General features: G+C 34.5%; 18 protein-coding genes and 1 tRNA gene. 7 read left to right on the forward strand and 12 right to left on the reverse strand.

The features are described from left to right. Nucleotides 1–202: 202 nt before the first annotated feature. The 3 genes from RBATCC27255_RS02760 to RBATCC27255_RS10390 all read right to left on the reverse strand — a co-directional run bounded on the left by RBATCC27255_RS02760 (nucleotide 203) and on the right by RBATCC27255_RS10390 (nucleotide 1,549). The gene (locus RBATCC27255_RS02760) at nucleotides 203–391 is read right to left on the reverse strand and encodes a hypothetical protein (protein ID WP_101028638.1); all 189 of its coding nucleotides are present in this window, start codon (nucleotides 389–391) and stop codon (nucleotides 203–205) included. Between the two features lie 7 nt (nucleotides 392–398). Next, nucleotides 399–1,037, reverse strand: a complete 639-nt coding sequence (locus RBATCC27255_RS02765) for a hypothetical protein (RefSeq protein ID WP_169923216.1) — start codon at nucleotides 1,035–1,037, stop codon at nucleotides 399–401. Between the two features lie 347 nt (nucleotides 1,038–1,384). Next, nucleotides 1,385–1,549, reverse strand: a complete 165-nt coding sequence (locus tag RBATCC27255_RS10390) for a hypothetical protein (RefSeq protein ID WP_169923217.1) — start codon at nucleotides 1,547–1,549, stop codon at nucleotides 1,385–1,387. Between the two features lie 293 nt (nucleotides 1,550–1,842). Here RBATCC27255_RS10390 and RBATCC27255_RS02770 point away from each other — a divergent pair, with 293 nt between their 5' ends. Both RBATCC27255_RS02770 and RBATCC27255_RS02780 read left to right on the forward strand, forming a co-directional pair. Further along, nucleotides 1,843–2,151, forward strand: a complete 309-nt coding sequence (locus RBATCC27255_RS02770) for a DUF6809 family protein (protein ID WP_101028640.1) — start codon at nucleotides 1,843–1,845, stop codon at nucleotides 2,149–2,151. Nucleotides 2,152–2,469: 318 nt separating this feature from the next. Continuing rightward, a complete protein-coding gene (locus tag RBATCC27255_RS02780; RefSeq protein WP_022263652.1) occupies nucleotides 2,470–2,826 on the forward strand; it encodes a TnpV protein in 357 nt (118 codons plus the stop codon). Between the two features lie 50 nt (nucleotides 2,827–2,876). Here the strand turns inward: RBATCC27255_RS02780 and RBATCC27255_RS02785 are convergent, their stop codons facing one another. From RBATCC27255_RS02785 to RBATCC27255_RS02795, 3 genes are read right to left on the reverse strand one after another with little or no spacing between them, the layout of a single operon-like run. Next, nucleotides 2,877–4,394, reverse strand: coding sequence for an RNA-directed DNA polymerase (locus RBATCC27255_RS02785; protein WP_101028642.1), 1,518 nt, complete (start codon nucleotides 4,392–4,394; stop codon nucleotides 2,877–2,879). 13 nt (nucleotides 4,395–4,407) lie between these two features. After that, entirely contained in the window at nucleotides 4,408–5,427 is a 1,020-nt protein-coding gene (gene mcrC, locus RBATCC27255_RS02790; RefSeq protein ID WP_101028643.1) for a 5-methylcytosine-specific restriction endonuclease system specificity protein McrC, read from the reverse strand. Continuing rightward, nucleotides 5,424–7,940 carry an AAA family ATPase gene (locus tag RBATCC27255_RS02795; RefSeq protein ID WP_101028644.1) on the reverse strand — a complete coding sequence of 839 codons (2,517 nt, stop codon included), beginning with the start codon at nucleotides 7,938–7,940 and terminating at the stop codon, nucleotides 5,424–5,426. The genes mcrC and RBATCC27255_RS02795 overlap by 4 nt, the downstream gene beginning before the upstream one ends. A gap of 777 nt (nucleotides 7,941–8,717) precedes the next feature. On the opposite strand from RBATCC27255_RS02795, the gene RBATCC27255_RS02800 reads away from it, so the two are divergent. From RBATCC27255_RS02800 to RBATCC27255_RS02810, 3 genes are all read left to right on the forward strand, one after another. Further along, nucleotides 8,718–8,993 (forward strand): hypothetical protein, encoded by a 276-nt coding sequence (locus RBATCC27255_RS02800; protein WP_147639951.1) that lies wholly within the window; start codon nucleotides 8,718–8,720, stop codon nucleotides 8,991–8,993. Between the two features lie 251 nt (nucleotides 8,994–9,244). Next, complete coding sequence (locus tag RBATCC27255_RS10555) at nucleotides 9,245–9,520, forward strand: transposon-encoded TnpW family protein (RefSeq protein ID WP_242958564.1); 276 nt, start codon at nucleotides 9,245–9,247, stop codon at nucleotides 9,518–9,520. Nucleotides 9,521–9,605: 85 nt separating this feature from the next. After that, nucleotides 9,606–11,285: a recombinase family protein gene (locus RBATCC27255_RS02810; protein ID WP_101028645.1), complete on the forward strand. Its 1,680-nt coding sequence runs from the start codon at nucleotides 9,606–9,608 to the stop codon at nucleotides 11,283–11,285. A gap of 145 nt (nucleotides 11,286–11,430) precedes the next feature. Here RBATCC27255_RS02810 and RBATCC27255_RS02815 read toward each other — a convergent pair. The 5 genes from RBATCC27255_RS02815 to RBATCC27255_RS02835 all read right to left on the reverse strand — a co-directional run bounded on the left by RBATCC27255_RS02815 (nucleotide 11,431) and on the right by RBATCC27255_RS02835 (nucleotide 16,635). After that, nucleotides 11,431–11,501, reverse strand: a tRNA-Asn gene (locus tag RBATCC27255_RS02815). Nucleotides 11,502–11,511: 10 nt separating this feature from the next. Beyond that, the gene (gene dgt / locus RBATCC27255_RS02820; protein WP_022265320.1) at nucleotides 11,512–12,978 is read right to left on the reverse strand and encodes a dGTP triphosphohydrolase; all 1,467 of its coding nucleotides are present in this window, start codon (nucleotides 12,976–12,978) and stop codon (nucleotides 11,512–11,514) included. A gap of 185 nt (nucleotides 12,979–13,163) precedes the next feature. Next, entirely contained in the window at nucleotides 13,164–15,203 is a 2,040-nt protein-coding gene (locus RBATCC27255_RS02825; protein ID WP_022265321.1) for a hypothetical protein, read from the reverse strand. Beyond that, nucleotides 15,187–15,672, reverse strand: coding sequence for a hypothetical protein (locus RBATCC27255_RS02830; protein ID WP_022265322.1), 486 nt, complete (start codon nucleotides 15,670–15,672; stop codon nucleotides 15,187–15,189). The genes RBATCC27255_RS02825 and RBATCC27255_RS02830 overlap by 17 nt, the downstream gene beginning before the upstream one ends. Nucleotides 15,673–15,675: 3 nt before the next feature. Then, complete coding sequence (locus tag RBATCC27255_RS02835; protein ID WP_022265323.1) at nucleotides 15,676–16,635, reverse strand: hypothetical protein; 960 nt, start codon at nucleotides 16,633–16,635, stop codon at nucleotides 15,676–15,678. A 405-nt stretch (nucleotides 16,636–17,040) separates the two neighbouring features. Here RBATCC27255_RS02835 and RBATCC27255_RS02840 point away from each other — a divergent pair, with 405 nt between their 5' ends. Together RBATCC27255_RS02840 and RBATCC27255_RS02845 are read left to right on the forward strand one after the other, a co-directional pair. Continuing rightward, nucleotides 17,041–17,625 carry a nitroreductase family protein gene (locus RBATCC27255_RS02840; RefSeq protein ID WP_101028646.1) on the forward strand — a complete coding sequence of 195 codons (585 nt, stop codon included), beginning with the start codon at nucleotides 17,041–17,043 and terminating at the stop codon, nucleotides 17,623–17,625. Nucleotide 17,626: 1 nt separating this feature from the next. Then, entirely contained in the window at nucleotides 17,627–19,915 is a 2,289-nt protein-coding gene (locus tag RBATCC27255_RS02845) for a radical SAM protein (protein ID WP_101028647.1), read from the forward strand. A gap of 1 nt (nucleotide 19,916) precedes the next feature. Here the strand turns inward: RBATCC27255_RS02845 and RBATCC27255_RS02850 are convergent, their stop codons facing one another. Next, on the reverse strand, nucleotides 19,917–21,521 hold the full coding sequence (locus RBATCC27255_RS02850; RefSeq protein ID WP_101028648.1) for a pentapeptide repeat-containing protein: 1,605 nt from the start codon (nucleotides 21,519–21,521) through the stop codon (nucleotides 19,917–19,919). Between the last annotated feature and the right edge of the window lie 314 nt (nucleotides 21,522–21,835).

Below are 21,835 nucleotides of genomic sequence, written 5' to 3' on the forward strand. Positions count from 1 at the left end.
AGCCGTTCTGCCTGTCATTAAATGCTGTTGTTACTCTGATTTTCATTCCGTCACCACCTTTCTAAACCGGTCGAAATCGACGGATTTAAATGCAAAAAGCACCCTATAATCAACATTGCTGTCGGTTATAAAATGCTCAATTCGTAATTTTATGCTGTTTTTGTGAATTGCATATAACAAAACCGCCCTTTTTACGGAGCGGTTAGATTATGCCACTATCTTTTAGATATTGCATTTTTTGTTTTTCTCTAAGCCTACTGTAAAGTGCTTCAGCATCTTTAGCTTCTTGTGGAGCATCTTCACGCAAAGTGACATTTAAACCATTTGTTACAAGGTACGGCTTAAACGCATTCCATAGAGATTTTTGTTCTTCAGTTTGTATCAATCTCATACTATCATCACCCTAAAAGTTTGCTGACTCTGTACTCATTATACACTTCATCCATAGCTTTATCTTTTAAGCATTCAAAAGCATACTCACTTATATCTTCTATATTATAACCGTTATTTATCAATTTTTCAACCTTTGGAGCATAAATTTTATTAAGGTAATCGCAATATTCAAAATAATCGTTAATACTTCCGAATTTTGCTCTGTAATTTTTAGCGTCTTGCCAATGAATCAGTTCGTGCAGAATTGTACTCAATCCGTCTTGCGGACAAGCCAAGTTTTCTTGTAAGCCTGACAAATCACTTGTTGAAAAGTATGCTGAATTGACATTTAAAATATTCTGCATTGGCATATATGAAGCAATAGCATTTACTCGCATTTCTTCGGGAGGGATAATACAAATTTCAGGCTTTCCGCTTGTTTCAACCTCTCCGAGCATATCAAACGCTTTTCTCACTTGCATATCAAAATTATGAAGTTCTTTTCGTTTTAGCTTTACCTTATCTGAAATATAAACATTATCACACAATGTATTTGCCTTGTGGGTATCAATTGTAATTGTTTTCCCCTCAATTTTGCGTTCAAAAGTTTTTGATATATCTTCCTTAAATACAGGTCTGTAATATTTTTGTTCATCAGTCTTCAAAGAAAATTGTTTCGCTTTTTCTTCAAGCATATCAGCCCTATCGTGCCACTCATCGGCTCGGGTTTGGGCTATTCGTTTATTGTCCTCATCAAGGCTGTATTCGGCACGGCGGTCAAAGCGTTCTGCCTGATGTTAAATGCTGTTGTTACTCTGATTTTCATTCTGTCACCACCTTTAAATTGTAATAAAAAAACACCCTGATTTCTCAAAGTGCTGGTTTGGATGTATTATGTTTTGTTTCGGCAAATTGCAATCAAGTTAAATAATGCCGTAAACAAGCCGTTTTCCATGTTCTGAACATATTCTCGGCAAGTTAAACAACAAAACCGCCCTTTTTTACGGAGCGGTTAAGAAATCACTTCTGCAATTTGTTCATTCAATACTGTAATGGTTTCGTAATCATCAACTAAATCAACATCAACAATATAAGCCTCGTGATTACCGAGTATTTCAACCACAGAAGCGGTCTGTCCTGTTTTTAATTTTATATTATCATACAATTTAACTTTCATTTGGCGTTACCTTTTTCTTTATAACATAAGCGCTTGTCATTCACAAAGCAAAAAGCCAGTAAACAAGCCGTTTTTGACTTAATTACTGACTTTTTTGTGGCTCCCCCAACTTACTTTGTAAGGAGGGAAAGTAAGTGCCTCGTATACTATGTTTGGTTCTTAAACAGCACTCGCACAATCCCAGTTCACTAAAAACAGTCCACGGTGTATTAGAGATAAAGAAGGTCTTATGTAAAACAGTCGGAATGATTGATTTTGTAGGATATAATCAAGATTAACGGAGGTTTTACAAAATGAAAAACATTATTTCAGAATTGTTCTATGGGAATATTGATCCACAAACTCGCAGTTACCAAAAAGGCAGTTATATTCAAAAATATATGACTATTCTTGCTAACGCAGAGGAAGTCTTAACGAAAAACCTGTCAGGAGATGATAAGAAAACTTTTTTGTCATATGCAAATGCTTCAAATATCGTTTTAGGAGAATCGGAATTAGATAGTTTTATTGTTGGCTTTCGTTTGGGGGCTCAGTTTACTTACGATACCTTTGTTAGCAACACAGCTCCCTTTACTGATTTTTTGAAGGAGGAAGCAGAATGAATACAAAGTATCACGTCTATCTAAATTATGAAGAAAGGCGATTAGTGATTAAAAGCCTAAATGATTTGAGGAATAGACTAATATCCGAAGGTAAATACACCGACCTCATTGATGAAGTTTTGGTTAAGGTGGCTAACGCTAAAATCAAGAAAATGAAGGTTGTCAGCAAAAGCTCGTAAACGGTATATTTGCGGATTTTGAGGTTGGTAATGATGATACCTTAACCCATTAAGTTCAACACTCTAAGAATCGCATAAATACTGGCAATTTACATCGAACTTTGTACACACTTTTTCGACTACTATGGAGGAATTAATTATGACAAATAAGATTACATATACACAGCAAGGTGATTACCTTTTACCCGACCTGAAATTGCCCGAACAGCCGAAGGTTGAGATCGGGATTTGGGGCAAGCGGCATTTGAAATATATCAAACATCATCGTCCCATCTTATATACAAACCTGCTGACGAGTTGCAAGCTCACAGCCTACCTCGCCGATATTGACGAACAGGCAGAGGATATGTTCTTTCGGTTAGTAAAGCAGCTTGCCGAAAAGGAAGGTATAACCGACCAACTCAAAGCAGATAATCAAATGCTGTGGGTAAAGAGAATGAATAATATACGCAACCGTGCAGAAGAAATTGTCAATAATGAATTGATACTTGTTTAATCAACGGGAGAAGATGATTAATTTCATCTTCTCCCGTTCCAGTTTGTTTGCTAGAATTCGCAAAAATGGATTCCTTTTTGTTTTAGTTTGTTATACATATTCAAGTTTTGGTGAATTGTAAGTTTTTCTTTGAATTCATCTTCGGTTATTATGTTTTCAGAAAACAATTCATAATTCAATATCCAAGAAGTCGAGGATGATTTCATTGTTTGCTTTAAATCCTGAGATATGAATCCTTTTCTTAATAGCATTACTTGAGCTAATTCATTTTTGCTTGAACATATCTGAATTATTATATCATCATCTCTTTCGATTCCCTCAATTTCAATTAATAGGTACAATAACCAAATTACTTCTAAATCATTTATTTGCCGCAAACTGCGTAGAAGTATTTTTTTAATTAACGTAATATCTTTATCATTAATACAAAAGTTTTCGGATTTCTTCTCAATTAAAATCTGACAAGCTTTAATTAAAGAGCGTTTATTGTTCTGTAATATAGTTAACAGATATGCCTTGTATAATTCTGAATTTGATATATCAATGGGATCTTTTTCTAAAGATTTTAACAAAAATCTTATTGCTCCCTTTGTTCCCTTGTTTTCTAATGTAAAAAAGCTGTTAAACATATCCATTAGATGTTCATTATCAAATTCATCAATGTGTAGATCAGTAAATAGTTTATTAAGATTCTTATTAATATAATATGGGAATTTTTCTTCTCTTGTTTTCTCGTTATTAATAGTTAGGTTATATTTTCTAAGAATCAAATCAATTTTGCTTTTTGTCGTTTCAGTATTATCATCAAAAACAAAGATTTCATAATCATCAACATATCTGACAAACCGGATGTTTTCAGATTTTATTTCTTTATCTATTCTTGTAAGCAGCGCTTCTGATATCAATCGAGAAACAAAAGGACCTGCTAATAATCCATTTGTTTGATTTGAATTCATTCTACGAACTAATTTATCAAGTTTGGAGTATTTTTCATATGTTGGACTTAAATTTTCGCCTTTTTGGCTTTGACGATATTCTGAAACAGCTAATTCATATCCCATAATTATAGTAGGAATTAAATGTGTATAAATGGCACCATAAAAATTTGATATATCTAATTTTAGAATCAGTTTTGCTCCAGTTGCCTTTATTATTTTTTTTGATATGTTTTCTATGTAGTCAGAACATATTTCAAAAGATTCCTCTAATACTTCCTCTGTTTGTCCATATGATTGTTCAAATCTATAAATTTGACCTTGTTGATTAATAACTGGAGAAAAAGAATAATCCTCACTTTTTGTAAAATCTATCAATTCTTTCAGCAAATTATTATTCCACATATATTCGTGTAATACAAGATATGATCCTAATTCAGGAATATAAATATTTCTTCTGGAATCAGCCTGATCATATTTGCTCATTGTAAAACAATATGGTTGTATTATATCACAGTTTTCGGGTGGAACATAATTTAAAACCTTTTTATCCAAGAAAAAACATGGCGGAAGATATTCAGAAAAAAAGCCCTGCGTTGCTATCTGTTTATAACTTTCTCTATTGAATGGCATATTTTTTACCTTTCTAAATCGTCAGCTTATCCAACTGCTCCCGAATCTCATCAAACCCGCAATTCAAGTCAAGCGTTTTCACGCTTATTTGGTTGCCGCTCATTTGATAGGTGTTGTCGGGGACAATTTGTTCGTCTGTTTTGGCGTAGAGCAACATTCCCGAAACGGTTACTTGCCTGTCCTTCAGTTCTTCCTGCTTGTTCTTGACGTAGGTAAAAATCTGATACAGGTTTGCTGAATGGACGGTTGCCTTATTAAACCGTTGCTGTGTGGAATGGGCGTAATACTTAGCGTCGATAATCAGAATGTTATCGTCTTTTTCGAGCACAATATCCGATTTCATAACCGGCAGCATATCGCTGAAATCGTCGTCGAGCTGCCACGGGATTTGCGGTGCGCCGACGGTCAGTTCCGGATGTTCCTTGCGGAAATATTCCAGAATAAACTTCTCATACAAGCGGTGCATACGCTGCTCGTCGAGAAAGTCCATCAGCTTTGACGTGCCGTCCGACTGGGTTTGCAACAAGCCCTTCAAAACCAAATAACAAATCGAAACCAACATACGGTACGTCTGATTATTGCGGTCATAGCGCAGATTCCAGTTGATTCTGTAAATCGGCAGCGGTTCGACATTAACCAAGAAAACCAAAAGCTTTTTCATTTCCTTTTTGCGGCTCTTGTCAACGTCCGCTACCATCAAGCGCAGCATTGTCGTCTTGATGATACGGTTCATATAGGCGTTTTCGGAAAACTCGTCGTAGGAGCACACAACCTGCCGCTTGATAATGGAATTTGTTTTCAGTGTTTCCGAAATTTCCATTTTACCACGCAGTGCCGTCAGCGGTTCACGCTTCGGGATATAGTCCTTCATCAGACCACGCTTGAGCTGCTTTGACAAGCCTTTAATCAGTATTGCGGCGCATAAATCCGCCACATTCTCAAAATGCTCTGTCGCCACACTTTTATATCCTTGCTCATTAAGCACCTGAAATGCGTAGGAGAGCATATAGTAGATATTTTGAATCGGAATCACTTGACAGCACTCCTCAAACGGTCAGACCATTCTTTCACTTTTGAAGGCTCGTCAAACCAATACTCTTTGAGCAAGGGGATAATTTCAAACTCCACAATATCGGTCAGCGTGTTCTCCTTAATCTCCTCAATATCGCAGAAATAGCTGTGACCGATACAGAAGCCCTCACCGAGAGATTCGTCGTCGGCAATCTTCTGATTCAGGCTGATAACGCAGTCAATTAGTTTGTTGAATTTATCATTTTCTAATCCGTACTGATATTCTCTAAAGCCCTCGGATTCAAACGCAGGCTTCATTTCATAGAACGCAAAACGCCTGCGGAGCGCATAGTCAATCATCGCCAAGCTTCTGTCAGCTGTGTTCATCATACCGATAATGTAAACATTTTTCGGGACGGAAAACTTGTCCGAAGAGTAGAGCAACTGAATATCATTACCTCGCTTATCGGCTTCAATCAGCATAAACAGCTCGCCGAAAATCTTACTGAGATTGCCACGATTGATTTCATCAATGATAAAGAAATACTCGTTTTCTTTATCATCGGACGCTTTCTTGCAGAAGTTGTAAAATGCGCCCTTCTTAATTTCAAAATTCATTCCTGTGCTTGACGGGCGGAAGCCCTCGACAAAATCCTCATAGGAATAGCTTTGATGAAATTGAACAAGCTGCACACGTTCGGGGTCCTTAACACCCATCATTGAATAGGCAAGACGCTTTGCGGCGTATGTTTTACCGACACCCGGAGCGCCCTGCAAAATGACGTTCAATTTCTTTCGGAGCAGTCCTTCTAAAGTGTCATACTGTTTTTCGCTGATATATACGTCTGCAAGGAAGTTCTCTTTGGTATAGGTGTTCAGCGGTTCTTCCTCGACGTCAATATCATCGTCATCATCTTCTGTATCAAACATTGCATTGAGCTTTTCAACGTATTCTGTATATTGGGTAATATCGGTCAGCGTTTTCATAACTGCCTGACCGGGATGTTCCCATTCACCGATGTCTGTCCACTTTACTTTACGGGTGTTATTATACTCATCTTCGCTACTGTCATCATATATATAACCGGACTCAACAACGCCACGACCGATTATTTTATACATACCTTGCTTAGCAAAAACAATATCGCCCGGTTTCATCTCATTGGCAAACTGCCAAGTAGCAAGAGCTGCATTGCGATAAGGCTTATTGTCGCCGTAGGTGTCCTGCATAGCAGCCTTCACTTCTGATTTTGAAGCGAAGCGTGTCAAATCACCGATTTCACCCCAACCGATGAGCATAATTCCTTTCTCGGTACATTCACTCCACTTTGAAGCATTATTGCCGGGCGAGTAAATCCAATAGCGCTTTGTGTTTACATCTTCGTCAGCAAGAGCTGAGCCTTTATCTTCTTTATCTTGCTGGTTTTCTTTAACAATCGTCTTGAATATCTCTGACGCTAATTCGTCTGTCATATCAACAGTCCAGCCATTTTCGGTGAGTTTCCAAACACCACGAGTGCTGTTGTCCAAATAACCGCCTCTGACAAGGTACTGCCTTGCCCAAGCAACGTCATTGTTAAATTCAGGCGTTTGCGTCTTACCGACAACTGCGCTTGTTTCTTCCTCGGTCAGCTTTTCGTTTTCTATAATTTTATTTCGTGCTTCTTTCGGAGTAGCCGAACCGCCTAAATCTTTGAGCGCCTGCAAAAGAGGTTTGAACCAACGCAGGAACTTTGCGCCGGAATTAGCATCGCTTTTCTCGGAAAGTTTCTCATATTCATCATCTTGCTTAGATACACTCCACGCACTGCAAGAAAAATCTGCCAATGATTTATAGGAACATTTGTCAGACTGAATATAAGCAATGCAATCATCACAAAGTTTTAAGTATATCTCTGCTTTCGGTGTATCACGCAGATTTTTTACTGTGGCTGTAATTGACTCAGGTAAGCTGTCATTATTCTTTATAAACCACCTATTGCGTGAATCTAAATTTATAAATCTGTTGGGACGAATCCAGTATAAGCCCATTGACAAATTCCATTTTACGCCTTTTTGTTTCCTAACTGTATTAAAAGCAGAAATAAACTCTTGTCTGTTTTCTTCTGTATCGTTTTTTGACAGAGTAAGCGCTAATTCAAAAATTGACCAGAGGTTTTGTATATCTGATTCTCCTCTGTTATCTACAAAATAGAAAAAAGTAGATTTTAGTGGACTTAACACAGGAATTCCGTCAAAAGACATAGGAACATCAGCTTTTATGTCAAACAATTCCTTGAATTCAGTAATAAGTTTTATTCTGTTCTTTTCAGTTAGTTGTTTATTAAATAATCCAAAAACTGTAAAAGGATCAATATCAACAAGGATATTATTTCCGCCTTTATCTCTATCAATAGTCGGCAGTTTTATCCCTGTAACCTCATAAACCTGCTTTATTTTTTCAATCAGCTCCTGCCGATTGTCCTTATACGCAAGTAGCTTATCTGCAAACTCCTCATAAAATGATATCCAGTCAAATTGATTCTTAGTGCTCATACTATAGCCCCTTGATGATTGATAATTCTATCATATCATATAATAAAACAAATTAACAGACATAAAAACTAAAAAGAGAATTTTTTATAGGTCTTATGTGTCCCTAACAAACGTGTTTTTCTCGGTAGGAGTAAAAACGCACTGCTTGTTTAGATGTGACATCTTAAATACACTAACGTTTGTCGAACGAATTTTCTAAATTTGCTTGACAACCAAACGAATGTTCGTTATAATAATTACTGTACACAAAACTGTTCGCAGATTGTGTGCGACAACTGAATAGTGATGAACTTATGAGTGTAAAGAGCTGACGAGCGCAGGAGCATCACCTGCGGGCAGCGCAAAGCCAAAGATGCGCTATAGGGTACCGGTACGCTGACAGAAGTGCCGGCTCCGTTCTGTTTTTAGTCATTTGAGTTTAGCTTATTTTAGTGAACGGCAGTACAAATAAGCGCTTTAATTTTTCAAAAGTTTAATCAAAAAATTTAAAGTCAAGTTACATGAGGCTTCTCAACCAAGGGGGTAGTTTACCCTTTTGAAGTTGAGGGAAGTGCCTTGTGTGACTTGGCTTTTTGTCGTGTCAAAATACAACTGAATGACCGTCCGAATGGGATATGATATTGCGATGATCGTAAGCGAGCGATACGACGCTCCGGTGAAAATCCGGTGCAGGAACGACATTCGGGTAAAGCGGCAAACTTACAACAAAACAGTCACTTTTTACAGTGACAGAAAGGAGAAACAATGACTAAAGGTGAACAAATTGTTGCGCTGGCAATGGAGAAAGTCAGTCGTGAAGGCTATCCGAAGCTGACCGAAGATCATCCTTTTTTCGGAAGGTTAAGAGCGTTTATGGTTGACAAGCATTACTGGATGGGCACAGCTACAGATTTACTTACCGAAATGAACGACACCGTTACGCCTACTAATACGGTAACAAAACTGCTCAACAAATATTGGTATCGGTTGAGAAAACGTGACGGTATCGGCATCAATTTTCGGCGTACTAACCGAAGAAGAATCATCGAAATCTATAATCACAGACAACCATAGTGACAGTTTAGGGTGACAGATATGTTGACAGTTTTTCAGAACACTGCATAACAATGTTGAATCTAAGCAAGCATACTGTTTGTAACCACAAACAGTGCTTGCTGAAACTACCGTGTATTATCTCAGCAAGCAGACCGTTCGTATCCACAAACAGTTGTTGCTGAGAAATCACCTCGGAATTTCAGCACTTGTTAGGGACACCCTAAGACCTGTTTTCGAAAATCTTAACTACGAAAGGAAGGTGACAGATTATGTACTATGTTGATGAGAAAGGCAAAGTCCTTGATATTCAAACGCCGCTTACCGAAGCACTCAACGCAGTCATTGAGGATTACTTCGATATGCTCAGTAAGATGACAGCGGAGCAACGGCTAAACTATTTTAAGTATGAACAGTTCGTTGAACCGTTACGATACACACAGGACATTGACAACACAACCTATGTTGTGCGAACGCACTTCAATCAGAACGCTGACAAAACAATCTTGAAGAAGATTGAAAAGATAGTAGAGAAAGATTCGATTTAGTGCTTTAAAGTGTTGAATTTAGCAGTCGGATATGTTATAATAAAACTATCCTACAAATACAAATCCGACTGTGGAAAGGAGCAAAATGAGTAAACAGTCAGATAAAGACAAAATCACAGCTCTGTACTGCCGACTATCCCGTGATGACGAGAACGAAGGCGTATCGGGCTCAATCAAAAATCAAACAGAAATTTTACAACAATACGCTGCCGAAAACAGTTTCAAAAATACTCGCCTTTTCATAGACGACGGTTTCTCCGGTACAACCTTTAACCGTCCTGCCTTCAACGAAATTATGAAGCTCGGCGAGGAAGGAAAAATCGCAACACTGATTGTCAAAGACCATTCCCGTCTCGGACGTAACCGATTGGTAGTCGGTTCCTTGTTGGAAGAAGAATTTGACCGTATGGGCATTCGCTATATTGCCATTATGGACAATATCGACACCAAAAACGGAATCAGCGATCTTGTACCTATGCAGGACTGGTTTAACGAGTGGCACGCAAAGAATACAAGCGACAAGGTGCGAAAGGTATTCAAGAGCAAAGGTGAATCGGGCAAGCCACTGACAAGCAATCCGCCTTTTGGATATATGAAAAGTCCTGATGACAAGTATCAATGGATAATCGACGAGCCTGCGGCTGAAATCGTCAAGCGTATATTCAAGATGTGCGTATCAGGAATGGGACCGTCGCAAATTGCCAACAAGCTAAGCGCAGAGAAAGTTCCAACACCAACGGAATACTGGATTAGTGTAGGCAGAAAGTGCGGTAAGCCGCCGTCCGTTCCGTTTCACTGGTGTCCGGCTATGATAGCGAACATCTTGAAGCGACAAGAGTATTGCGGTGATACCGTCAACTTTCGCAGCACAACCAAATCCTTTAAGAACAAGAAGCGTGTTGACCGTCCTGAAAGCGAATGGATAATCTTCGAGAACACCCATCCCGCCATTGTTGACCGTGACACATTCAAACTTGTTCAGAAAATCCGAGAAGGCAGGCACCGTCAAACACGGACGGGCAAAGTCAGTATCTTTTCGGGATTGGTGTTCTGTGAGGATTGCGGACAGAAGATGTACTACCAATCAGGCAAGAAGGACCGGCGAGATCCACCGCACTTTATGTGTTCAAGCTATTCCAAGAATCCCGACACCTGTACCTCACACTATATCGGCGAGAGAACGCTGACAAACCTTGTTCTTGAAAGTATGCGGCGAGTGTTTCTGAACATTCAGGCTTTTGAAAAGGAATTTGTCCGCAAACAGGTTGAGAGCTACGACTCTGACAAAAAGAAAGAGCTGACAGCAAAACGCCGAGAGCTTGAAAAAGCAAAGAAACGTATCGCTGAAATTGATAAGCTGATACAGCGAATCTATGAGGACAACGTTATCGGTAAACTGAGCGACGAGCGATTCGCAACCTTGAGCAACACATACGAAACCGAGCAGAAGGAACTAAAAGAAAAGCTCCCCGAAATGGAGAGCTATCTTGAAGCCGAAACAGATAAGACGGTTAATCTGCAAAAATTTGTTCAAAAAGTAAAGGCAATCACCGAGCCAACCGAGTTGACAGGTGAGCTTGTTCACGAATTCATCGACAAGATTGTTGTATCAGCCGCCCGCTATCTTGACGGCAAGCGGTATCAGATTATCGACATTTATTACAACGGTGTTGGTATCATCAAACCGCTTAACCCCGAAGATATGGAAGCAGGCTTCCAACGCCATATGGCAGAAATGCAACAGAAACAGAAGAAAACAGCATAAAACCTGAAATATCAAAGTCCGGTAGGATACCTTCTTTATGTAGTGTGTCCCACAGGACTGTTTTATCAACGCTCACCTTCTCGCCCGATTTAGCAGTAAATTTAGATAAAAAAGAAAACAGAGTAGTTAAAAGACTACTCTGTTGTGGCTCCCCCAACTGGGCTCGAACCAGTGACATCATGATTAACAGTCATGCGCTCTGGCGAGTGTAGGGGAATAGTACTTTTTAATTTGCAGTTATTGTTTTGTATACTGATAAAGCGTGTGTGTCTGTCATACCTGAAATCTGATCTGTAACTAATAGCAATTTATTGTATATAACTTCTGACTCATCTTGAGCTTTATTATTAGCGTTTTCACAAATATATCTATAGTTTTTCGAAATAGACTGATATAACAAATTATTCGATGTATCTTTACCAAAATCTACATTTTTATTCCAATTTACAACTGCCGGAATATATGTTTCTAAAAGTTTTTTTAAAACAGAAAATGCTTTAGTCTTATTTTTTAATATTTGAGGCGAATAATATATTTCATTCTTTTCAATTCTTCTTAAAATATTAGCAATTTTTGATGCACAGGAAACATCAATTAATTCGCTATCAAAGGTTCCCCTCATTATAGATTCATAATGTTCATCAAAAGCAGAATGCACAGCATCAATCATCAGTCCTTTAATTAACACTCTTGTTCTGTGAATCACATAGTTTTCAATATCATTATAATTCATGTTTTCTGCTTTTAATTTATATTCTTTCATTGATTTAATTACAGTAGCAACGAGCTCATCATTTTCACAAGTTTTAAAGTACTCTTCTATACTTCTCATAGAAATAATACCTTTGTGATGTGCATCTTCAATATCAGCTGTAAGATATGCTATATCATCTGCCGCTTCTAACAAAAAAGCTAATGGATGTCTACGACTATTTAGTCCTAACTCTTCATTGATAACATCATATATTTTTTCTTCTGATGAAAAATATCCCATTTTCTTACTTATTAACTTGTTTACATTAATTTTTGTAGATGAAACAGGATATTTTATAAACGTTGACATTACAGGATATGTCAAATTCATTCCAAATTCATCTACAACTAAGCTAAGCTTATTAACTAACCTAAACAACTGTGCATTACCCTCAAAATGCTTTAGATCCTCAGCATATTTTCCATTTAATTTAAACTCTAAGGTATCTTTTGCATCCCCACCATTCTTAAAGACCAACATTTTATCCGAATTAAAAGTCATAATTCCAAGATTATCCCTAAACCAATCACCTATAATCTGTTCACCTAGATGACCAAACGGTGGATTGCCCATATCATGTAATAAAGCTACAGTTTTTAATATAGTAGGTATATCATTTATTAGTTTAAATACATCAGTAGTATTACTACTATCAGAACTTATGTATTTAACATTGTGATTATTAATAACATTAACAGCTTGCATTCCCAAACTTTCAGCAATTGACATTACTTCTATAGAATGTGTTAATCGAGTACGTGCATAATCCCCATCCTCTAAGGGAAACACTTGTGCCTTGTCTTGCAATCTTCTTAAAATTGTACTATTACATACTGTATCAAAATCTTTTTTAAAAGCAGTTCTATTATCACTAGCTGTCTTTTCAACAGTAGGTGTTTCTCTATGCCTTTTTGGTGTTAATAATTTATCCCAATACAATTATATCACTCTCCCCTGTTCGCTACAATATAAACTTCTAATAATCAATCAAATATGCAATATTATTTAAAAATAATGCAAAATTCGCTTTATAATATTATTTATGTATTATGCAACATATTAACTATTAAGAATAAATTGTACCAATATCTGCTATTTTTTATCTCAATATTTAATTACATATATTAAATTTCAAAATGTTTAAATGCTTTTTCTGTAATGGATATTTTATGATACTTCTCTGAATCCAAATCGTTTATAATTTGAATTAATTCTTTACTATTTAGCGTAATCGCCATTATGATTTGGCATTTCGAACCAATTTCAGTTGCAGAGTGAATAAAACTTCTCATATCCTCTGGAACAATACTTTGCTGAGCAGGCTCATCGAAAATAATAACACCAGGGTGATTCCCATCTTTTTTTATAGACACTTGTAAAAGTGCCATTGTAAATGCCCAAATCATTCTAATGCCGTCACTTGCAGATGAATCAAATTTCATATCAAAGCCATCGACCGTAGGAAGTAATGACTCCTTAGAGATTTCAATTTCAGCTAAACTTGGTAAACTGCTATAATGGTAACGACTCAAATTATTAATAAAATAAGTCTTCAACAATTCAACTTTATCTATATCCGATTTAGAAACTCCCTTTTTAGGCAATTTACTTTTTTGATCCAGATATGTATTCCAACGATCCGATAAATCTCTAAAACTTTCAAGAAAAGTAGCTAAATCATTCTTCAATTGAGATAGTTGCTCAATTTTTTGCGTTATCTCAATTTTTTTGAGCATGATTGCTTCGGATGCTTCTGCATCAGTTGTGGTATATAGATCAGAGCGCAAAGTATGTGCTAATCTCCTAAGGGTCAATAGCCTACTTTCATAGTCCTGTTTTTGCTTTCGAATTTCATCACGAGTATTTTTACGACCATTAAGTGAAAATACCAACATACTCTTTTGTGCTTTAAGATGCCGAATATTTTCTTCAATACTCATAAAACCACTACAAACATTTGCTTCTAAAAGGTTGTCTTGAATCTGTTGCTTACAAGTAGGACAAACATTTACACTTATTTGTTCAGTTGCATGTTCAGATCCAAATTTTTGTAGTCTGGCAGCGTCCTCATTATTACGAATATCCGCACAAATAAGTTGAATATTAGAATTTAATTGATTTATTATTTGATTTAAACTAAACAATTTTTGTGTTAAGATTTTAAGTTTTTCTTCAAAATCAAGTATTGTTGCTTCTGTTTCTGAAAGTTCTTTGCTAATTGCTTCAAAATTATCTGTTACGCGAGGCTTCAATTGACACAATGATTCATACTCGGCACTTAACTGTTCACTTCTTGCTTCGATAGTTAAGTCTGTTTCAGTAAAAATCACAATACGAGAGTATTCTTTATCAGATAAAACTCGTGGATGGATTGGAAGATTAATAATATTACAAGAATTTAAATAAACGGTTGCCTGTATTTGCTGTATAAGCTTTTTCCATTCGTTCTCAATTTCTGTTTTTATACCATTAAGTCGTTCGTGTTCTTTCTCATTTTTGAGGGTATCAAGTCCGATTATGTATTCTAACACACGCTTTTTCGATTCTCGAATACCAAATATAGGCATTCCAGATAAAATATCAGACCACCCATGCTTTTGCTCAATAAACATAGCCGAGAATATTAATTGCAAATAAAGTTTTCTTTCGATACCGTCAGAAGTTCTCACCAAAGGCAGTTCTAAATGCAGAAAATTTTCCAAGAATGAGTGAAATCCACGAGAACTAGTAGCCGCATTTTGAATATTAACATAAAAGTCTTCAGATTGAATTTCTGGATTACCGAGCGAATTATACTCACCATAAAATACAGTAATAAGCCTGTTATCTTTATTCTCTGTTTTAATAGTTCTGTATACAGTTATAACTTCAAGACCGTTACTTATTTCAAGATAAGCTCCAGACTCAGTAACACTCCATGACTTTCCATTGTCCTCAATTGTGTTTTTAAAAGCAGATGTTAACACCTTGCTTCCAATACCAGATACTCCTCCAAGTATCTGTTCAAATCCAAGACAATAATAAATCGCTGCTAAAATAGAACTCTTTCCGCAAGTATTGTCTATACTGGAAACGAAGTTCAATCCATCCTTAAAATGTTCATCTATTCCATAAATACCATTAACTGTATTAATTTCAATGCGCAATCTATTTATCCTGAGCATACTTATCCTCCCAGATTTCAACAAGCTCTTTTATCCTTGTTTCTGTAAGTTTTTTTGATAATTCAGTAAGGTCTTTAATTTCTGTAGCCATCAAATTACCCTCTATTTTAATTCGTTCAGCGAAACTTTTTCCATTGTCCGTTAATTTAAAATTCCCAGTAGGTTGTTGAACGACAAATCCATATGCAACAGCATAGTCGAGTGCCCTATTCACTGCTGGATCAAATCTGACAATCAGGGATTCATCTATTCTATTAGAAAAATTAATAAGTTTGTCCATGCTTTCTCTTGAGAATAACGCACAAGATATCATTTGAAGTTTAATCAGCGAGCAAGAATTTCCCCGTCCACATATATACATAATTAGACATAATTGCGAGACCTTGTAACTTATACGATAATTATAAGGGACTGCTTCGGGTTTCGCATCAAATGATATATTGCCATATAAAGGTAACTTATCTACCATTTACTATACACCCCTAAATTCCATAGAACAATCTGCCAACCAACTTGCAACTAAATCTTGTTTCAACTCTCCTATTGATGCCTGCGACAGCACTCGAGAAAAGTCATTTTCAAGTTTCTGTTGAAAATCATTAAGTATTTTATCAAATAAACTTTGATTTAATTCCTTATTAGTGTTCATATGAGTTCTTATTGATACTTCTCTTTTGTAGCTTTGCTCCAGTCCATAAAGATCCTCGTAGAGCTCTGGGAAATTAAGCTGTAATGTGTTCATTATATCCAATCCACTAATATAAAAATCAACATAGGCATTAATAATATAGTTTAAATCAGGATTGTTATCATCGCATGTATTCATAACTGCCTTTACTTTACGCCTAATATTAGCAACTTTTTGAGAATCACATTTTGACCAATCTAGGGTATCTTGATGCTTAATTGCTAAATTAAGACGCATATCAGTAAGATTGGTACGAATTATTCTACTTATTTCAGGCGTAAAATCCTCTGCAATTTTAATAACTATTTTAAAATCATCTGAAATATAGGAAAGTTTAGTCCTTTTTTCACTTTTAGCTTTCAGCACTTCTTTTTGCTTTGATTCAGCATGGATAATAATACGAGAATCTTTATACTCTGGAATATCAAAGTGCCATTCTACAATAGTTGGAACTCCTAACTTCTTTAAACGCTCACCATTATTCAACAATTTATCTATATCTTTTGTTAATTTATCTCTTTGATGGGCATAAAGTTCATCATCAGAATACTCGCGCTCTGGGCAATAACACTGATGAACAATTCCGTTTTGGGTAAAACCCTCTATTCCGGCATCGCCACCTTGTGCCGCAGGTATATATGTATAATTTTCATTTTGATACCGTATACGGTAACATTTTACACACAGATCCTCCCACGCATTTCCATTCATGTATCCTTCAATAAGTGATCTAATATTACTCATTATAACCTACCTTAAAATTTATTAATATCTATTGTTTTTGTACAATTAGGAGAAACAGACAGTACATTATAATCTAAGCAAAATTCAATATGTTCTTCTAAATAATGAATCTTAACAAGTTGAAAATGGTAATAAACCTTGGTAATAATAATTTCTCGATGTATTAAAAATAATTTATCTCCTATATTAGAGGCGCCTGAATCTTCATGTTAATAAACCTCCGTTAATAATTATTATACCAAAAAAACATTTTGTTACTACTTTTAAATAACAATCATCTTGATTGTGATTTTTCATTTAAGTCTATGAAACAATTTTTTCATTTTTCTCTTTAGATACATGATAACTAAGAATTATAATGTACTTATGTTATTGTTATAATGATGTTTGTTAAGGAAAATAACTATGAAAGATATTTTTGAAGATAGGCAAAGTAACCGAGTTTTTATAAAAAAAGAAATCCCTAAACAATATCTACTCGAAATAATAAATGCAGCTTCTAAAGCTCCCTCACCCAAAAATAGACAACCGTGGCGTTTTTATATTTTGAGAGATGATGATAAATCTGATTTCACAGAATTATTTAGGATAAATCGCTCACGAAAACCGACATTATCTCAACGAAAGTTAAATGAATTTAATAGCGAAGAAAGCACATACAAGATTATGAAAGACGCTGATACGCTAATTTTAGTATTTAATATTTTTCCTAGCGAAAAAATATTTAAATCAAAAGATTCACTATTCGATATTGCTAATATTCAATCCATAGGTGCTTCTATAGAGAATATGCTTTTGAAAGCTACTGAATTAGATATTGGAAGTTTATGGATTTGTGATATATTTTCGTGTTACGATTTAATTAATGAGAAGTATTTTAAAGAGGGACAACTAATTGCCGCGGTTGCATTAGGATACACAAGTGATATCAAATTGCAAAAGAACAGAAAATCTCTCTATGAAACAATATTAAATATACAGGAGTTATAAAATGTCGAATTATATATGGATTGGCCCAAGGGAATCTGATATTGAAGATTGCAAAGAACTATTTATTGGCTCAATTACTATATTTGGTAGTAATGAAAAAAATAATATTTCATATTGTAAAAGTCGAAATATTAGAATTGATCACAATATTCCTAATATAGTTGAAAATGATTTTTGGATAAGCAACATTAAGAAGTTTAAGGAAAAATACTCCGATATAAAGTTAGTTTATTATAATAGTGAATTTAGCAAATGCCTTTCGCCTGAATTATCACACTATGTTATAAATAAAAACAATAGTTATTTATTGGATTTATTATCGGATAAATCAAGTACACGTATCGCATTGTCAAGTTTTGTGGATGTTGTTCCATTTCAAAATGTAGTGGTAGGCTCTGATTTAAATCTTATTTCTTGTTTTCCTAATTATAATAAGTTGATATTTCAAGAGATAAGATCATCTGGAGGTAACGGAACACATATAGTAGATATTACAAATAGAGATGAAATTATTCCATATATGAGAAAGAATTTATTGATTTCTCCTTATATAGAGAATTCTGTCCCAATAAATATCCATTTGCTAATAGGACAAAATGATGTACTTGTCTTTCCTGGCTCAATTCAAATCACTCAAAAAATAAATAACAAAATACTGTATTTGGGAGCAGACTATATTGCCTACTCTAAAATATCTAAAAAAATAAGAGAACAAATCAGAAAAAACTCAAAACTTATAGGGGCGTATTTGCAAAAACTAGGTTATATAGGAGTTTTAGGAATTGATTATCTTATTACTTCTAAAGAAGTTTTATTTGTAGAAATAAACGCAAGATACCAAGCATCTACACCTATATTGAACAAAGCCTTAAAACAGGCTGGATTAAACAGCATACAATATATGAATACATTAGCTTTTGCTGGACAAAACTTACCAGAGCAGAAAATAATAGATAATATCCAAGTGCCTTATAGCTTTATTTCTTACATTGAAGGCACCTGGAAAAAACCGTTCAGTATGCTTAATAATATTATATCAAGTTGTGGTGAAATCGAAAAAGTTTGTTATGACGGATTCTCGGAAGACAATATTATAACCGCTAATTCTTATTTATTTAAAATTATATTTAATACGAATTGCGTTTCTATTTCTCCAGAAACAACATTGAATATATATGAAAACTTAATAGATATTGAAAATGATTTTTATAACTTAATCTTAGATAAATCTCCTTTGGAAATAAAAATTTCTTTATTAAACCAGGGGGTTAATATAACAGATTCTGCAAAAGAACATTTAAATGAGATTGGAGAGATACGAGATGCTGTTTTTAGCGCAGTAGATATAACTATTTTTAACGATTTACATATAAACTGTCCTAAAAAATTAAAATTCAGCTTTTTCTCTCCATGGATAATTGATCTTTCAGGTAATAATGAACTATGGCTTTACTACTACAAAATTCCCTTATGCTCTGTGGAAATTGATATTGAGGACAAGTTTTGCAACAACACAACTGATTCAAGCATCAAATTTTCTCGGATTTGTTTTTGGGCAACAGATAGATTAAGAATTCATCACAATTTAACATGCTCACTAAAAAAACAAGGAGCAGGATGTAAGTTTTGCGAGATAGTTCCTTGCAACGAAAATTTGTCATTGAATGATATTTTTATGGTAATAGATCATTATATTGATAATGCAAATACATTTAACCATTTTCTTATAGGAGGGGGATCAGAACCAAGAGATATGGAATGTAAAAGAATACTAGAAATAGTAAAACATATAAGGACAAAAAGCGATAAAAAAATATATGTAATGAGTTTACCTCCTAAAGATCATGTAATTCTCAAGGATTATTTTAATGCAGGAGTAACGCAAATTGGATTTAATATTGAAATTTTTGATCAAAAAAACGCCCTAAATATCATGCCAGGAAAAGGGAAAATTACAAGAACTGAATATTTTGAGGCTTTGAAAAAAGCAACAACATATTGGGGAAAGACAGGAAACGTGAGAAGCCTAATAATTGTTGGTCTAGAATCGACATCTTCGTTAATTTCTGGAATTGAAAAATTATGCCAACTTGGTGTTATGCCTATTCTTTCAATTTTTCGTCCCATTCCAGGGACGGACATGGAAAATGTAGTTCCACCATCAAATGACTTTTTAAAAGAGGTTTATACAGAATGTGAAAATATTTGCACTCGTTACAATCTTCATCTTGGACCTGATTGTACGTTCTGTCAAAACAATACTCTTAGTTTGCCTTTCTGGATCCAATAATCTACATTAAATTTCTATGATAAAGCTGATCCAATAAATCTCCCTCTGAATTTAAAAACTGGACTTCCACACCATTGATTTGAATCCCTGATTTTTTAAGCCTTTCTCTAACGGATAAAAGATTACTTAATATATCTTTCTCTATATTAGTTTTTATATTTCGTAAGTCAGCAAAATTTTGTTTGTTTTGCGAATGTTGTTCATTAATTTCTTCCCTTAATTCATAGATATCACAATTACTATTTTCCTTATTTATATTTCGTATATTTTTTGTTTTTTTAGGTTTTGGGAAGTTTATTTTGTTTTTAATGAATTTTGTAGAAGCTACAATCATTCCGCCCACTGTTATAATGTCAGCAATATCATTTATTACTGGTATAGAAACATCATAAAAGTTCTTTAATGTGCTTAACAAATAATCAAATTGTCCTGAACAAAAGAAATCAATAACATTTGGAGAATTATGCCTAATCTCAATATGTTTACTATCAAGATATATGCCATTTGTACTTGAAATAGTTTCCAACGCTTCTAGTAATAAAGATAATCTCTCATAGTCATCAGGTTCAATATTGGTTTTAATTGTTAGTGTTAGTACGGGATTATTGTTTGGCACATCAAACAATAGTTTTTTGATTTCAGGATAATAAATGCAGAATTGATGATGTTCCGCTCCAGTCAGATAGGTATCTGAAAATACTTTATTAATTTCAGAATACAAGGATATTCTCGCTTTGTGAGATAATTTGAGTATTTTGGATGCTTGTATACAATAAAAATATAATGAACGAAAATCGTGTTTAGTTGCACTTTTTAAAATGCCCGTCTTATTACGAGCTATAGCAACATCTTCTCTGTTAATAACCAAATAACAGTTGACTAGAGGGAAATATTGCTTTTGTTCTTCAAAAAATACAATAAAATCATTTATCATATTTTTATATTCATCTACAGTTAGATATGATTTTTCGTTTGAATGTGAAGAAATAGTAATTTTATCTGTTGTATTAAAAACATACTGTAATCCATTAAAAGTATATGGTATTTGTAGAAATGGCAAGCATACATTATCCATTTTTACTTCATCGAAAAAACAATAACTAAGGGTTATTTGTCGCAAGTCAACATTTTGAAATTTAGTCCGGTGAAAATGACAGAGTTCAAAATTTGACGATTGAATTTTCATTCCTCTAATTAATCCTGAGTAAAAACTTGCACCTAAAAAAGAGCAACCATAAATTACACTGTTTTGAATAGCACAATACACAAAATCACTATTAGCAAAGTTGCTTCCCTTAAAATCACATTTATTAAATATATCATCAGAAAAACTACAATACTGAAAAGAGACATTATTTATTTTAGATTCATTGAAATCATTTTGTTTAAAAATAGTTCCGTTTCCACTTACATCTGTTAAATCACAATTAAACCATTTTGCTCCACAAAACAATTCTTGATAAAATATAGTTCCAATCAAGTCATGTGGCATCATTTGATTGCCATTTAATACAGATTTAAGCGTTCCTTTTATATTATAATCTTTCTCAATATGTTCATATATTCTATCTGTTGAAGATGCATAACTGTCTTTTTTCTTTTTCATATTAACCTTCTAGATCTTTTGACATATAATTCTTAGTTATCCTTTATTCATTATTTTCAGATAAGGTCAATAATACATTTCTGTTAACAAAATACGCTACACAGCTTACATTCAACTGGTGTATGTCTATGTAGTGCTTAATCTCATTCTAATAAAAAAGTATTAAGCCTTAACTAAATCTATATTTCGGGTATGTAATATAAAAATATTTATATACTCCCTCTTATGATACTAATTATAACATAATTTGACAAATATTTAAATAACTTATACGCAAATCAGTTATAAAATTTCACACGGTATTTTTATGTATT

The organism is Ruminococcus bromii (assembly GCF_002834225.1).
Classification (GTDB): Bacteria; Bacillota; Clostridia; order Oscillospirales; family Acutalibacteraceae; genus Ruminococcoides; species Ruminococcoides bromii.

Bases quoted from the DNA above. Each gene is read 5' to 3' on its own strand.
- RBATCC27255_RS02760 (WP_101028638.1), bottom strand. From the start codon at position 391: ATGAGATTGATACAAACTGAAGAACAAAAATCTCTATGGAATGCGTTT.
- RBATCC27255_RS02835 (WP_022265323.1), bottom strand. From the start codon at position 16,635: ATGAGTAATATTAGATCACTTATTGAAGGATACATGAATGGAAATGCG.
- RBATCC27255_RS02825 (WP_022265321.1), bottom strand. From the start codon at position 15,203: ATGCTCAGGATAAATAGATTGCGCATTGAAATTAATACAGTTAATGGT.
- RBATCC27255_RS02845 (WP_101028647.1), top strand. From the start codon at position 17,627: ATGTCGAATTATATATGGATTGGCCCAAGGGAATCTGATATTGAAGAT.
- RBATCC27255_RS02810 (WP_101028645.1), top strand. From the start codon at position 9,606: ATGAGTAAACAGTCAGATAAAGACAAAATCACAGCTCTGTACTGCCGA.
- RBATCC27255_RS02780 (WP_022263652.1), top strand. From the start codon at position 2,470: ATGACAAATAAGATTACATATACACAGCAAGGTGATTACCTTTTACCC.
- RBATCC27255_RS10390 (WP_169923217.1), bottom strand. From the start codon at position 1,549: ATGAAAGTTAAATTGTATGATAATATAAAATTAAAAACAGGACAGACC.
- RBATCC27255_RS02795 (WP_101028644.1), bottom strand. From the start codon at position 7,940: ATGAGCACTAAGAATCAATTTGACTGGATATCATTTTATGAGGAGTTT.
- RBATCC27255_RS02840 (WP_101028646.1), top strand. From the start codon at position 17,041: ATGAAAGATATTTTTGAAGATAGGCAAAGTAACCGAGTTTTTATAAAA.
- RBATCC27255_RS02770 (WP_101028640.1), top strand. From the start codon at position 1,843: ATGAAAAACATTATTTCAGAATTGTTCTATGGGAATATTGATCCACAA.
- RBATCC27255_RS10555 (WP_242958564.1), top strand. From the start codon at position 9,245: ATGTACTATGTTGATGAGAAAGGCAAAGTCCTTGATATTCAAACGCCG.
- RBATCC27255_RS02850 (WP_101028648.1), bottom strand. From the start codon at position 21,521: ATGAAAAAGAAAAAAGACAGTTATGCATCTTCAACAGATAGAATATAT.
- RBATCC27255_RS02800 (WP_147639951.1), top strand. From the start codon at position 8,718: ATGGAGAAAGTCAGTCGTGAAGGCTATCCGAAGCTGACCGAAGATCAT.
- RBATCC27255_RS02785 (WP_101028642.1), bottom strand. From the start codon at position 4,394: ATGCCATTCAATAGAGAAAGTTATAAACAGATAGCAACGCAGGGCTTT.
- RBATCC27255_RS02830 (WP_022265322.1), bottom strand. From the start codon at position 15,672: ATGGTAGATAAGTTACCTTTATATGGCAATATATCATTTGATGCGAAA.